At 57.6% G+C, this 13,795-nt stretch carries 13 protein-coding genes; 5 read left to right on the plus strand and 8 right to left on the minus strand.

Features of this window, described 5'->3' with window-relative positions:
• Positions 1-74: 74 nt before the first annotated feature.
• Positions 75-1,076 carry a rhamnose ABC transporter substrate-binding protein gene (gene rhaS, locus N7220_RS19025; protein WP_283149110.1) on the plus strand — a complete coding sequence of 334 codons (1,002 nt, stop codon included), beginning with the start codon at positions 75-77 and terminating at the stop codon, positions 1,074-1,076.
• 90 nt (positions 1,077-1,166) lie between these two features.
• Here rhaS and N7220_RS19030 read toward each other — a convergent pair whose 3' ends face one another.
• Complete coding sequence (locus N7220_RS19030; RefSeq protein ID WP_283149111.1) at positions 1,167-1,955, minus strand: mechanosensitive ion channel family protein; 789 nt, start codon at positions 1,953-1,955, stop codon at positions 1,167-1,169.
• A gap of 244 nt (positions 1,956-2,199) precedes the next feature.
• Here N7220_RS19030 and N7220_RS19035 point away from each other — a divergent pair, with 244 nt between their 5' ends.
• The 3 genes from N7220_RS19035 to N7220_RS19045 are packed head-to-tail and all read left to right on the plus strand — an operon-like array spanning position 2,200 to position 4,939.
• Positions 2,200-2,952: a (Fe-S)-binding protein gene (locus N7220_RS19035; protein ID WP_283149112.1), complete on the plus strand. Its 753-nt coding sequence runs from the start codon at positions 2,200-2,202 to the stop codon at positions 2,950-2,952.
• Positions 2,949-4,370 carry a lactate utilization protein B gene (locus tag N7220_RS19040; RefSeq protein WP_283149113.1) on the plus strand — a complete coding sequence of 474 codons (1,422 nt, stop codon included), beginning with the start codon at positions 2,949-2,951 and terminating at the stop codon, positions 4,368-4,370. Before N7220_RS19035 ends, N7220_RS19040 begins: the two co-directional genes overlap by 4 nt.
• Positions 4,367-4,939 carry a LutC/YkgG family protein gene (locus N7220_RS19045; protein WP_283149114.1) on the plus strand — a complete coding sequence of 191 codons (573 nt, stop codon included), beginning with the start codon at positions 4,367-4,369 and terminating at the stop codon, positions 4,937-4,939. Before N7220_RS19040 ends, N7220_RS19045 begins: the two co-directional genes overlap by 4 nt.
• 14 nt (positions 4,940-4,953) lie before the next feature.
• Here N7220_RS19045 and N7220_RS19050 read toward each other — a convergent pair whose 3' ends face one another.
• Both N7220_RS19050 and N7220_RS19055 read right to left on the minus strand, forming a co-directional pair.
• Positions 4,954-5,457: a GNAT family N-acetyltransferase gene (locus N7220_RS19050; RefSeq protein WP_283149115.1), complete on the minus strand. Its 504-nt coding sequence runs from the start codon at positions 5,455-5,457 to the stop codon at positions 4,954-4,956.
• Between the two features lie 170 nt (positions 5,458-5,627).
• The gene (locus tag N7220_RS19055; protein ID WP_283149116.1) at positions 5,628-6,536 is read right to left on the minus strand and encodes a tetratricopeptide repeat protein; all 909 of its coding nucleotides are present in this window, start codon (positions 6,534-6,536) and stop codon (positions 5,628-5,630) included.
• Positions 6,537-6,783: 247 nt separating this feature from the next.
• On the opposite strand from N7220_RS19055, the gene N7220_RS19060 reads away from it, so the two are divergent.
• Positions 6,784-9,045, plus strand: coding sequence for a mechanosensitive ion channel family protein (locus tag N7220_RS19060; protein ID WP_283149117.1), 2,262 nt, complete (start codon positions 6,784-6,786; stop codon positions 9,043-9,045).
• Between the two features lie 134 nt (positions 9,046-9,179).
• Here N7220_RS19060 and N7220_RS19065 read toward each other — a convergent pair whose 3' ends face one another.
• The 5 genes from N7220_RS19065 to N7220_RS19085 all read right to left on the minus strand — a co-directional run bounded on the left by N7220_RS19065 (position 9,180) and on the right by N7220_RS19085 (position 13,733).
• Positions 9,180-9,776 (minus strand): PqiC family protein, encoded by a 597-nt coding sequence (locus N7220_RS19065; protein ID WP_283149118.1) that lies wholly within the window; start codon positions 9,774-9,776, stop codon positions 9,180-9,182.
• On the minus strand, positions 9,773-11,425 hold the full coding sequence (locus N7220_RS19070) for a PqiB family protein (RefSeq protein ID WP_283149119.1): 1,653 nt from the start codon (positions 11,423-11,425) through the stop codon (positions 9,773-9,775). Before N7220_RS19070 ends, N7220_RS19065 begins: the two co-directional genes overlap by 4 nt.
• A complete protein-coding gene (locus tag N7220_RS19075) occupies positions 11,418-12,047 on the minus strand; it encodes a paraquat-inducible protein A (protein WP_283149120.1) in 630 nt (209 codons plus the stop codon). The genes N7220_RS19070 and N7220_RS19075 overlap by 8 nt, the downstream gene beginning before the upstream one ends.
• Positions 12,044-12,655, minus strand: a complete 612-nt coding sequence (locus N7220_RS19080; RefSeq protein ID WP_283149121.1) for a paraquat-inducible protein A — start codon at positions 12,653-12,655, stop codon at positions 12,044-12,046. Before N7220_RS19080 ends, N7220_RS19075 begins: the two co-directional genes overlap by 4 nt.
• A gap of 193 nt (positions 12,656-12,848) precedes the next feature.
• Positions 12,849-13,733 carry a ZIP family metal transporter gene (locus N7220_RS19085; protein WP_283149122.1) on the minus strand — a complete coding sequence of 295 codons (885 nt, stop codon included), beginning with the start codon at positions 13,731-13,733 and terminating at the stop codon, positions 12,849-12,851.
• Positions 13,734-13,795 lie beyond the last annotated feature (62 nt).

Consider the following 13,795-nt stretch of genomic DNA (forward strand, 5'->3'; position numbering starts at 1 on the left):
GGAACAAGGCTGGGGGTAGTACCCAAAAACCACGGTCGGCATTTTTGACCGCACCACTGACGAGGAGTCGACTCATGCGTAGAAACATCAAGTTGCTTGCAGTACCGGCACTACTGGCGGCGTTGCTGTGTGCCACAGCGTTTGGCGCAGGTCTGAAAAAGGATCTCAAGATTGCGTTCCTGCCCAAACAGATCAACAACCCGTATGAAGTGATTGCCGATAACGGCGGTCTGGAAGCCATCAAGGAGATGGGCGGGATCGGCAAGGTGGTCGGGCCGTCCGATGCGGGTGCGTCTTCACAGGTGTCGTATATCAACACGCTGATTACGCAAAAGCAGAATGCCATCGTGATCGCTGCCAATGATGCCAACGCTGTAGTGCCTTATCTGAAAAAGGCCCAAGCCCAGGGTATCAAAGTAGTGACGTTTGATTCGGACACCGCGCCAGAAGGCCGCACGCTGTTTATCAACCAGGCCGATAGCGAATCCATTGGCCGTGGCCAGATTCAGTTGCTGTCCAAGCTGATTGGTGGCGAAGGCGAATTTGCCGTGCTGTCGGCCACACCGAACGCCACTAACCAGAATACCTGGATCAAGTGGATGGAAGAGGAACTGAAAAAGCCGGAATACGCCAAGATCAAGCTGGTGAAAGTGGCCTACGGTAACGACGACGACCAAAAGTCCTTCGTCGAAACCCAAGGTCTGCTGCAAGCGTATCCAAACCTGAAAGCGATTGTGGCGCCAACCACCGTGGGCATCTCCGCCGCCGCGCGTTATATCTCCACTTCGCCCAAGAAAGGCACGTTTGTGGTGACTGGTCTGGGTACGCCTAACCAGATGCGCGCCTTCGTGAAGAACGGCACAGTGAAAGCGTTCCAGTTGTGGGACCCGGGTGCTTTGGGTTACCTGGCTGCTTACGCTGCGGCTAACCTGGCTTCGGGCACCATCACCGGCAAGGAAGGCGATACCTTTGAAGCTGGCAAGTTGGGTAAACGCACCGTCGGCAAGAGCGGCGAGGTCATTCTTGGACCACCGACCACGTTTGATGCATCCAATATTGATAACTTCAACTTCTGATTGATGTGAGAACGAGCGGATTCAGCTTGCGGGCTGCCATCTGAACTGAGCCGCCGTGTTCTTGGTACAAAACCATCAAACATCAAAGTATCAAACCCGTTGGGCCAGTGCTGCCGTCTTCTTCAACTCTGGCGGTACCTGGCCCAACAGCTCACTTTTCACCGCGAGGAAGTCGGCGTTTTGCGTCCACGCATACACCGTGATTTTGGTGCCAATATCGGTAAAGTCAGACACGACCACGTTCGGCGCCGGTTCGGCCAAAATGCGCGAATCCGCTTCAATCAACGAGCGCAGCTTGTCGATGGCGGTCGAGACTTCGGTATGCGGCACCACCATGCTGGCGTCGATGCGGCGGGTGGCGTTGACCGTGTAATTGGTAATGGCACTGCTCCACAACTGGCTGTTCGGCACAAACATGCCTTGGCCGTCGGGTTTGGTCAGTCGCGTATAAAACAGGCTGATTTCTTTGACCGACCCGGCGACGGTGCCACTGCCTTCAATGTAATCGCCTACCCGAAACGGGCGCAGCAGCAAAATCATGAAACCCGCGGCGATGTTCTGCAGCGTGCCTTGCAGCGCCAGGCCAATTGCCAAACCCGCCGCACCCAAAGCCGCGACGATGCTGGTGGTGCGCACGCCAAAGCGATCCAGCGCAGCAGTCAGCGCGATCAGGCGGATGGCCCACATCACAATACTGGTCAAGATCGGGCGAATGGTGACGTCGGCGCTGGTTTTGGCCAGCGAGCGCATCAACAGCGCGCTAAGGCGGTTAGACAACCACCAGCCAATAATCAGAATCAGCGCGGCCAGCATGGCGTCCACGCCAAAGTTCATCAAGTTACGCAATACCCATTCCGAAGTGATCTGCATGGTTGGCATGGGGTTCTCCTGTTCAAAGTTATCGATGTTTTATATAGGCAACCCGTACGGGTTTTCCGGGTTGCGTCCGCTGATTTGATGCGGACAATCACTAGTACGACTGACATCGCCGCTTCATGTTCCGCTCGTGGCAAAAACCCGCAGCGCAGCCTGGTGGCAGATTAAGCCACATACGTTTACGAATATCCGTTGTTGTTACCGGCGCACCGCCTGCAAGCGGTGTACTCAACCAGGACTGTGACGCATGCGAGTTGCCTTGTTTGTACCGTGTTTTATCGATTCGTTTTTCCCGGAAGTGGGCGTCGCCACACTTGAATTGCTGGAGCGGCTGGGCTGTGAGGTGGTTTATCCATTCGATCAGACCTGTTGCGGCCAGCCCATGGGCAACAGCGGTTGTGAAACCGATGCCCGCGCCGCCGAGGCACTGTTTGTGCGCAACTTTGCCGATTACGACTACGTGGTTTCGCCCAGCGGCAGTTGCGTGCACCACGTGCGCGATCACCTCACCGCCGTGGAACAAGACAGCACTACCCGCAAAGTGCGGGCGTCTACTTATGAACTGGTGGAGTTTTTGCACGATATCCTGCAAGTGCGGCAGTTTCCGTGGGCCGAATTTCCGCACAAGGTGGGATTGCATAACAGTTGCGGTACTTTGCGGCGGCTGGGCCATGCCAAGCCGAGCGAACTGAACGTACCCGACTGGTCCAAACCGCTGGATTTGCTGCGCGGTGTCAAAGGCATTGAGTTGGTCATGCCACAGCGTCCGGATGAATGCTGTGGCTTTGGTGGCACCTTTTGTGTGACCGAAGAACCGGTTTCCGCCCGCATGGGTTACGACAAAGTGCGTGATCATTCCGGCGCAGGCGCCGAATATATTGTGTCGGCGGATATGTCCTGTTTGATGCATCAAAAGGGTTGTGCCGAACGCTTGAGCCTGCCGCTCAAATTCATCCACATCGCGCAAATTCTCAACGGTGATCAGGGAGAAATGGCATGAGCGCGGTATTGGGTAAAAAGGTGGGCAAAAAGAGCGTCGATCACGTCAAGATATCGCGCGAGTTCATCGCCGATGAGCCGCACATTGCGTTCCACGACAAGCGTCTGTGGACACTGCGCACGCTGCGCGATGGCCAGGCCAATGCCATCCCGGAATGGGAAGAACTGCGCGTGCTGGCCTCTGGCATCAAAGAACACACGCTGACGCATCTGGCCGATTACCTGGAAGAGTTCGAGCGCAACGCCACCGCCAATGGCGTGACGGTGCATTGGGCCAAAGATGCGGCGGAACACAATCGCATCGTGCACGAGATTCTGGCCACCAGAAACGTCGATACGCTGGTGAAGAGTAAATCCATGCTCACCGAAGAATGCGACATGCGCCCGTACTTGGAAGCGCGCGGCATTACGGTGGTGGAGACTGACCTCGGCGAGCGCATTCAGCAACTGGATGACGAGCCGCCAACCCACATCGTCGTGCCTGCCGTGCACAAACTGGCGACCGATGTCGCTGAAGTGTTCGCCGATACCATCGGCACGGATCGCAACAATGCCGATCCGCACTATCTGGCCGAAGGCATGCGCCAGGACACGCGGCCGTATTTTTTGAAAGCCGGTGCGGGCATGACTGGCGCCAACTTTGCCATCGCGGAAACCGGCACTGTGGTCACCTGTACCAACGAAGGCAACGCGGATTTGTCTGGCAACGTACCACCGCTGTATATCGCCAGCATCGGCATCGAAAAGATCATTCCCAAGATGGAACACCTGGGCGTGTTTATCCGCATGCTGTCGCGCAGCGCGCTGGGCTCGCCGATTACCCAATATACCTCGCATTTTCGCGGCCCAAGAGACGGCGGCGAATCGCATTACATTCTGGTGGATAACGGGCGCAGCGAGCGGCTTGCGATGGATGACTTCTGGTATTCGCTCAAGTGCATTCGCTGTGGTGCCTGCATGAATACCTGCCCGGTGTACCGGCGCAGTGGCGGGCTCAGTTATGGCGGCGTTTACGCCGGGCCGATTGGGGCGATCATCAATCCGACGTTTGATCTGAAAAAATATTCCGCGCTGCCGTTTGCCAGCACGCTCAATGGCAGTTGCACCAATGTTTGCCCGGTGAAGATCAATATCCACGAGCAAATCTACAAATGGCGGCAGATTGTGGTGGAGCAGGGCGAAGTGTCGTTTGTGAAAAAAGAAGCAATGAAAATGGCTGGCAAGGTGTTGGCTGATCCCAAGCGCTATCGGCAGTGGACGGCAGGCACCAACAAAGCACTGGCCGGTCTGCCACGTTCATTTCTCTACAACCCGTTCAATGCCTGGGGCAAACAGCGTGAACTGCCAGAACCACCCAAACAGACTTTCCACCAGTGGTATGCCGCCAATCGCCAAGCCAAAGAGGAGGACGAACAATGAGCAGCCGTGACGCAATTCTGGGTGCTCTGCGCGCTGCCGGGCGCACGTCAACGCCGTTGCCCGACGTGCCATTGTTTGATGCAGACCTGCCGCCCGCGTTTGAGCAATTCAAACTGGGGTTGGCGAAGATGGGCGGCCAATGGCTGGGCGCGCCTGCCAACCTCGATGGCTGGATTGCCACGCGCTTTCCCGACGCCAAAGTCATCTGCTCGGCCGTACCGGAGACCGACGGCACACGGCGGATTGAAACGGTGACTGAACCGGCCACGCTCTATGACGTAGACGTTGGCATCGTACGGGCACGCTTTGGCGTGGCGGAGACCGGGTCGGTGTGGTTGTCGGAAGACGAATACAAGGTGAATGCACTGGGTTACCTGGCGCAACATCTGATCGTGCTGCTCGACCCGGCCAGCATTGTGCCGAATCTGCATCACGCCTATCACCAGCGCGGGTTTCATGTGGCGCGCTATTGCGTATTGATGACCGGGCCATCGGCCACGGCAGATATAGAAGGTGTGCTGATTCGCGGTGCGCAGGGTGTGCGGAGTTTGACGGTGATCGGGATGTAGCGTTTCGTCGGGATTTAAAGCCGCAGTATCGCCATTTCTTCATCGTAAAACTGGCCGTTGACCAGAATGGCATCCGGCTCGCAGCCATAGGCGACAAAGCCCAGATGCGTGTAGAGGGCTTTGGCGGGCAGATTGTCAGTGCGCACGTTGAGCAACAATTGCCGCACGCCGGTAGTCTCGCGCGCCGTACGGATGGCTTCTTGCATCAAGGCTTTGGCATAGCCCTGACCACGCGCGGCGGCGGCGACAAATACGCCAACGACCAGCATCTTGTGCGCCAGTTTGCGGCGTTGGTCGTGCAGCAAGCCGACAATGCCGACCAGCGCGTCATTATCAAACGCGCCCAATACCTGGTTCGGGCCGTCGGGTGCCAGACGTCGTTCCAGTTCGGTGGGGGTTAGCGTAGTAAGTTCTTCTTCCACTGTGGGCATGAACGAGGTGGGCGAGTCGGCCAGAGCAGCAAGGCGCAATGCGCGATAAGCGTGCGCATCGGCGGGGAGCAAACGACGGATGTACATGGCTTGGCATAAATGAATACGGTCGGTTAGCCTCGCATGCCTGAGCCAGGTCTGGCAAGTCTGATCGACCACACCTCGCTACGTGTACGCACGTTCACTTCATGCATGGCGGATGTTCAAAACAAAACCCGGCCTGCGCCGGGTTTTGTTTTTGTCGCAGGCAAACCGGTTTACCAGTTGCTGCTGTCGTCGCTACCGATATCCAGAGCGCTGTCCGAGAAGCCGCTGGAGCCGCCGCTATTATCCCAATCATTGCCGTTGCCAAAGTCGACGGGCTGGGATTCCAGTTGCTGGTCCACCTTGCCGTTGCCCGCACCGTTTTCGTAGATGTAGGTGTTGTTTTCTACCACCCCTGGCTGACCGGCCAGACCGCCACCGCGATGGTCCAGCATCTCGCCAATCAATACCCCTGCGGCCAGACCACCAGCTGCACCCGCCAAGCCAGCGCCCAGACCGCTGCCACCCTGGTTGACCACCACCGGGCCGTTGCCATAGCCGTAACCGGCAGGCGTGCCGCCGCCATAAACCGGACCACCGGCGCCTACGCCAGGACCAGCAGCGCCCATGCCGCCGTTAAACACCGCAGGCTCGCGCCGGCGGGTCAGCCAGATCAATACGGCAAAGCCTGCTGCAACCAGCAACGCGATCATCAACCAGTTGCTGCCAAAACCGCTACTGCGCTGGGCATTCACGACCGGAGCTTCTACTGCAGATTTGCTGACAGTGGTGACGGTTCTGGGCGTTGTGGCGGTGCCGGAATCGGCTTGGCCAGCGTTAAGCAGTTGCGTTTCAAACTTGTGGAATTTATCCGGATTGGTGAAGCGGATCTGCGGATCGAGTGTTTTTGCCTGCAGGGCCTGATTGGTCGCGTCGGCAAAACGGCCGTTGTGCGCGAGAATTTCAGCGTACACATAGTGCGCTTTGGCGCTGCCTGGCTTGCCTTCGACCACTTGCGCCATCAGTGTCTGGGCTTGGGCATAGTCTCCGGCGCGTACTGCGGCCTGGACATCTTGTTCAGACGGCAACGCAAAGGCGAGCGTAGTCGCTAGTGCAAAAAACAGACTGGCAATCCAACGCATGTTTTTTCTCCTGATCTGGCAATAAGCCGGTTCCGCTTGCGGCTGACCATGGGCTGGTCGACGCAAGCGGGGTTTTCATGGCGCAGTATCCGCACGCTCGCTTAAAGATGTCTTAACGACAGGTTTACGGGTTAGGGCCTGTGGCGCGGATCACGCCTGACACGGTCGCTGCCCTTGGTCTATTCTGCAAAGGCTTCCCATGCGTCTTGCATATGGGTGCGACCGGGCATTTTTTCGAGGACATCCTTTGAATCGCGTTGTGATTGTTTTTGGCGTCTTGCCACGCTTGCTGGCATCGTTGAGCGTGTTGTTGCTGGCGCTCTGGCTGCAATCGGCACAGGCCATTACCGTTCCAGGCTTGCCATCCAAGCCTGCGACCGCGACTGCGGCTGCAAGCGAGGCTTCTGCGGTGGCTTTTGCGGCCTCGCTCGATAACGTCATCAATACTCTGGAAGACAACCAGCGCCGCGATGCGCTGGTCGCCCAGCTCAAGAAAATGCGTACCGTCGCCAGCGCGGTGGCCGAACAAGCCAAGGCGGAACAAAACAATGGTTTGCTGGGCAGCGTGAACGGACTGACCAAGTGGTTGACCGAGCAAACAGATGAGCTGCTGACCAACCAGGTGGCGTGGGTGCAGTTGGTGCGCAACGCGCATTACGAAATGGTCCAGCACATAGAGCAGACACCCGGCGGCATCTGGCGGGTGTTATTTGGATTCACTGGTGCTTTGGCCATATGGGCGGCAGCGGCGTGGATACTCAACCGGTTGCTGACTCGGGTGCTGGCCCGTTTTAACGTGCAATCTCAGGGTCTACCTGCCGATTCTTCGACTCTGACGTTACTGGCCTACGCGGCACGCATGATCGGGCCATGGGCCCTGGCTTTTGTTTTGACCGTGCTTTTTACTCGCGACTGGTCGCATTCGGTCGGCGGGGCGTTGGCCTTCCTGCTGGCTTGGTGCTCGCTGTGCGGGGTCGTGTTTGCCGCGATGGCGCTGGTGTTGTTTTCGCTGTGCGGCGCTGGCCACCGCAAAGTAGCGGTGCGGGTGTTGTTGCGTAAGAGCATGCCTTGGCTAGCCACTTTTGGCGCGATGGCAGCGCTTAACGACGCCGGAAACGATGTGCGTACGCAATTGGCCCTGGGTATGAATGTCTGTTTCTTTATTACCACCGTGAGCCATCTGATCAACGCGGCTTTGCTGGCGATTTTTGCAGTGCGCTTTCGGCGGCCAATTGCACAGCTGATCCGTAACAACGCATGGAACGTGCGTCAGAATCGTAAAGCCGTAAACGAGACCTTGCAGCTTGTCTCGATTATCTGGCAGTGGCCGATTATCACGATTGCGGTGGTGGCAGGACTGGGGATTCTTGCCAGCGCCGGGCGCAACGGGCAACTCACTGACCAGGCAGTTCGTACCGTAATGTGGCTGGTGTTGGCTATTTTTATCAGCTTGATGTTGCGACGCAGTTATCACGCCCGGACGCGCCATCCCTCGTCTATTGAAAGAGGCTCGGTCTATGTGCGGCGCTTGCTGCAAATGGTGTTTGCGTTTGCCAATCTGGTGGTCGGACTGGTGTTCCTTGAGCTGATTTTGCATACGTGGCATTACTCGACGGATGACCTGGCAAAAATCGTGGTGGCTGGGCGGCGGCTGGATCAGGTGTTTTTCAGCATCGCCACCACGCTATGCGTTTCCTGGCTGGTGTGGGTCGTGCTGGACGCCATTATTGAAGAGCGCATTACCGGCAGAAAATCACAACGGCGAGGCGAGCGGGTTTCCAATCGTGCGCGCACCGTTTTGCCTTTGTTCCGCAGTGTCTTGCTGGTGGTGATTCTGATCGTTGCCGTGATTCTGTCGCTGGCTAATTTGGGGATTAACGTCAACCCTCTGCTCGCAGGTGCCGGGGTAATCGGTCTGGCGGTGGGCTTTGGGGCGCAGGCGCTGGTGCAGGATCTGATCACCGGCATTTTCATGCTTGTAGAAGACACCATCGCGCTGGGTGATGTGATTGATGCTGGCGGCCATGTGGGCACGGTCGAGGGCATTACCATGCGTACGGTGCGGATTCGCGATATTCAGGGGGCGGTGCATACGGTTCCGTTCAGCCAGATCAAAGCGGTCAAGAATCTTGGGCGCGACTTTGCCTACGCGGTATTCGACATTAGCGTGGCGTACGACAGCGACCTCGACAAGGTGCTGCAGATCATGCGCGATACCGGACGGGAAATGAGTCACGACGTGGCGTGGCGCAATGTGTTGCTGGCGCCGCTGGAAGTGCAAGGTCTGGAGCGCTTCGACACCAGTGCTATTGTGGTGAGAGCACGCTTCAGGACGCGGCCGCTGGAACAGTGGGACGTGGCGCGTACGTTCAATCTGCGTCTGAAGAAGAACTTCGACAAAGCGGGAGTAACAATGCCATTCCCGCAGATGGACGTGCACTTGAACGGCAGTTTGCAGCAGCCAGAACCTTTGCCGGCACCACCCAAAGACGGCACCGCCACGGCCTAGAACGGGTTCTACATCAGGCAACCCTGTGCCTCAACATGCGCGATCAATTGCCCTAAGGGTGGATTACTGCGCGAATCCACCCTGCAACTGCGGGCCGTTCAGCAAACTGCCAGGCAAATGCTACCTCAGCCGGGTTACTGCACCTTGCTACCCGGAATAGCCGCCGCAATCGCTTGTGCCAGCTTTGCCAGTGCGCGGTCATGTGCCGCAGCCAGCGCAGCGTAGCCGGTGCCTTGCACCGGTTCTTCAATGACATTGCGGCCCGACTGCACCGGCGTATTGGTCTTGTCGACCACTTGCCATACCGCTTCAATGACCGCCGTTTTGTCCAGTTGCGATTCAAAGCGCTGGATACCTACAGCAACTGTCCAGTTGGTGTTGGGCAAGGCCAGTTGTGGCCAGCCAGTGACGTTGGGCGTACCCAGAAGCCGTGCCAGATCGACTGCCAGCACCGCAGGTATCTGCGATTTAAGCGGTGCCGCCCAGCGCTGCTGTTCCAGCAAGGTCAAGCTATGGTCGGGCTGGTTAAGCACAAATTGGGGCCGGTCTACCACCGCTGGCACCGTGACCGCCGCCACCGCGACCACCAGATTGGCAGGTGCGCTGGTGGTGGCTGGCGCTGCCACCGGGTTGAGCGAGTAGTAGTACTCCGGTGGCGCCGAGCCACATCCGGCCAGAGCCAGCGCCAGGATCGAAATCGTCAAAGCGGCGTTGAGAGAGGGGCGGATCATTTAGCGTCTTCCTTCTGCCCACGGAGCAAAGCGTCCGGATGGCGGCTGAGATAATCGGACAGGTCACGGAAGGCCTGCGCGGCTTTGGCCACTTCCTGCAGCGTGTCGTTCATGTTTTGCTGCACCGGTGCATCAGGCGAGAGGGTTTGTTTGGCCTGATTGATCGCCTCTTGCGCCTGCTTGAGCGTGTTCTGTGCTTCTGGCGCCACTTCGTTCTTCAGGCGATTGATTAGCGCATTACTGTTATCCAGCACTACGTTCAGATTGCGCAGGGCCTCATCGGCGTGGTCACCCATGGCCTCAATCGGCAAGCTATCCAGCTTCTTGGCGATAGACAACGCGGTGTCTTGCAACTGCGTCAGGCTGCCATTGATGGTCGGCAAAGACGGCGGGAATTGCTTCCAGTCGATGCTGGCCTTGGCGGCAGTCGGCACAAAATCGAGCGCCACATACAACTGGCCGGTAATCAGGTTGCCCGTACGCAATTGCGCGCGCAGCCCATGTTCCACCATCGTGTTGAGTATCTTGATACGCATGGTGTCCGTCTTGACCACTTCATCGCCGCCCTTGAGCCGCCCACGCAGACGCTCCGGATACAGATCAATGGTGACCGGCATAAGCAGGCTGTGTTCTTCCTTGGAGAATTCAAAATTGATGGCTTTGACTTCACCAATATTGATACCGCGAAAATCTACCGGTGCACCGATGCTCAAACCACGTAGCGATTCGCGGAAGTACAGCACAAATGGCGCACGTTCGCGGTCCGCCTCAGTCATGGCGGTGATACGGTCCGAGGCCAGCGTAAATTGGGTATCCGCGGGGGCGGCTTCGGCCATGTCCTGGCCAGGTGGCGCCTGGAAGGCAATACCACCGATAGCGATGGAAGCAAGCGACTGGGTGTCGATTTTCAAACCATTGGCATCCAGCGTCACGTCCACGCCACTGGCATGCCAGAAGCGGGTATTGGTGGTGACATACTGGTCATATGGCGCATGGACGAAGGCCTTCATGGTGATGCCCTTGCCATCTTTATCCAGTTTATAGGCAGAGACTTCGCCGACCTGGACGCGGCGGAAGAACAGCGGGGCGCCGACGTCGATCGAGCCCATGTCCTGCGCATGCAACACGAACTCCCGGCCCGCCTGGCGCGTGGTCACAATCGGAGCTTGTTCCAGCCCGGTGAAATCACGTTTGCTACTGGCCTGACGCGTGGGATCAATGCCGATATAAGCGCCAGACAATAACGTGCCCAAGCCGCTGACTGAGCCACCGGAAATACGTGGGCGCACGACCCAGAAACGGGTTTTATCACCCAACAGGTCGTCCGTAGCATGAGCCAGTTGCGCGGTGACCTTGATGTGCTGGCGATCATCGGTCAGTACTACGCCGGTGACGCTGCCGATATCCACATCCTTGTATTTGATTTTGGTCTTGCCGGCTTCAATGCCGTCGGCGGTCTCAAAGGTAATGGTGATGGTCGGGCCGCGCTGCAAGTAAGCGTGTACGGCAATCCAGCCACCGGCCAGAGCAGCGACAATGGGGATCAACCAGATCAATGAGGGCAGACGGCGTTTGGGCACCGCTTTGGCGGTGGGCACCTGTTCTTCGTCCGGGGATTGCGGGGGAGTATTTTGGGGATGATCAGTCATCGTCTTTTGGCTCTGGGTCCCAGATGAGGCGTGGATCGAACGACATGGCGGCAAACATGGTAATGACCACAACGCTGGCAAATGCCAGGGCGCCGGGGCCGGCGGAAATCGTCGCCAGCGACTGGAAGTGCACCAGCCCCACCATTAACGCCACCACAAAAATATCGAGCATGGACCAGCGACCGACAAATTCCACCATACGATAAAGCTTGGTGCGTTCTTGCTGGCGCCAGGTTGATTTGCGCTGCGCAGTAATGGCCAGAATGGTGAGCGCAATCAATTTGGCCAAGGGCACCGTCACGCTGGCACAAAACACCAGAATCGCCAGCGGCCACGAGCCGGAGGTCCACAGATAAATAACACCGCTCATGATGGTGTCATCTTCTTCGTAAATGATCGAAGCGGTATGCATCACCGGCAACAAGTTGGCCGGGATATAAAGAATGAACGCGGCAATCAGCAAGGCCCAAGTGCGCGTGAGGCTATTGGGCTTGCGCATGTGCAAGTGCGTGCCGCAGCGCGGACAGCGGTCGCTGGCGTTGGGCACGTTTTTGCTGAGCAAACCGCAGGAATGGCAATTAAGCAAACCCTGGGCAGCGGCGGAGGCCGGATGAGGTTTCATCTTCCCTCCACCGGCAATTGACGCCAGATCTGGCGGGCATCGAACACCGAAAAAGCGGCGGTCATCAATAGCATCAACAGGGCGAACGACCACAAGGCAATGCCGGGAATAACGGTGGCCATGGCCGCCAGCTTGGTCAGCGACACCAGAATGCCTAGCATGAACACCTCAACCATGCTCCATGGCCGCAGCAACTGCAGCATGCGCAGCAAGTCTGGCACTCGCGGCGGCATGATGCCCAGCGAAAGTGGTAGCAACATATAAAGCATGATCAATAACTGAGTCGCCGGCACGATCACCGTGGTGATCATGACCAGAATGCCAAGCGTGTGCATGCCGTCGTTGTACAGCTCCAGCGCAGCGCCGGTCAGCGTGCAGGTGATTTCAGTACCGCCAATCTGCAAACCCATGATCGGAAAGAAATTAGCCAGCAAAAACAGAATGGTAGCGCCCAAGGTAAAAGCCAGCGTGCGCTCCTGACTATTTTGCGGGGCTGCGAACAACGTGGCGTTACAACGCGGACAACGAGCGACGCCACCGGGCTCCAGCTGTGGCGGGCGTAGCAGCAGATCACACTCATGACAGGCAATCAGGTGCTCATCGATCATTCAACTACTCGTTGGAAGAGGGGTGCAAGTGGCAACCTTCAAGGTGGCGAAGGCATGACCTAAATATAGTTTGAAGTTTGCAGGAATATAGCTGACTGCAATAATTTAGCCAGGTTTTGTGGGAGAACCCCTTGTTACGGCAACAAAAAAGCGCCGATCTCGGGGCGCTTTTTGTTTAACCGGGTTTGCGGGCTCAACCAGGCAAAAAGTTGAACAATACCGCCACAACAATGCCAGCGCTAAAGCATGCTTGCGCGGCACTTGGTCGTTGCCATAAGCGTGGCCCCATCTCGCGGCCAATCACCCACAACATTGCCCCGGCAGCCAACGCCAGCAATGCGGGCAGCAATGCGGCAGAGATACTCAACGCCGCCGCGCCCAACAATGCTCCAGCCAGTTCTACCAGGCCGCTGGCCATGCCGCCCAATGCCGCTTTCCATGGCGAAGCACCAGCTCGCAACAACGCAGTAGCGACGGCAAAGCCTTCGGGGATATCTTGCAAGCTGATGCCAAAAGTGAGCGCGTCGCCACGTTGCGAGCCAGCCATGGAAACCCCGGCCGCAATCCCTTCTGGCAGATTTTGCAGCGTCATGGCCAGCGCAAACAGCAACAGGCCAAAACGTTCTGCCTCTGCTCCTTTCAACGCAGCCAGACTTTGCGCCCCGGCTTGCCAGCGGGCAAAACCAAATGCGCCCAAGGCGGTGATGGTGGCAATGGCCAGCAATGAAGCGCTGGCGGATGGCACGATCTTTTGCATGCCGGCAAACGCTTCTGGCAATACGCCGCTGAGGGTGACGGTGGCCATAATGCCGCCGCCTGCCATCATCAAACCACTGGCGAGTTTTTCCGGCATGCGACGGGCAAAGGCGACAGGCAGGGCGCCGATGGCAGTTGCTGCAGCCACGCTGACACCGGCAATCCAGCCTGGCTTGAGGCTGTCGCGAGTAAGCCAGAAAAATGCGGCCAACGCAGCCAGCGCCGATAACCACAACAGATAAGTGCGCGCACGTTGCGGCGGGGCATTATTTGCAGCTGGCGCTGAGAGTTGCTGCCCCAAGTTGAGTATGAGCGTGGTCATCGGGTAAATCCTGTGACGAGATGTCGTTGGAATTCATTATCGATAACCATTCTCATTTGTGG

The organism is Silvimonas soli (assembly GCF_030035605.1).
Classification (GTDB): domain Bacteria; phylum Pseudomonadota; class Gammaproteobacteria; order Burkholderiales; family Chitinibacteraceae; genus Silvimonas; species Silvimonas soli.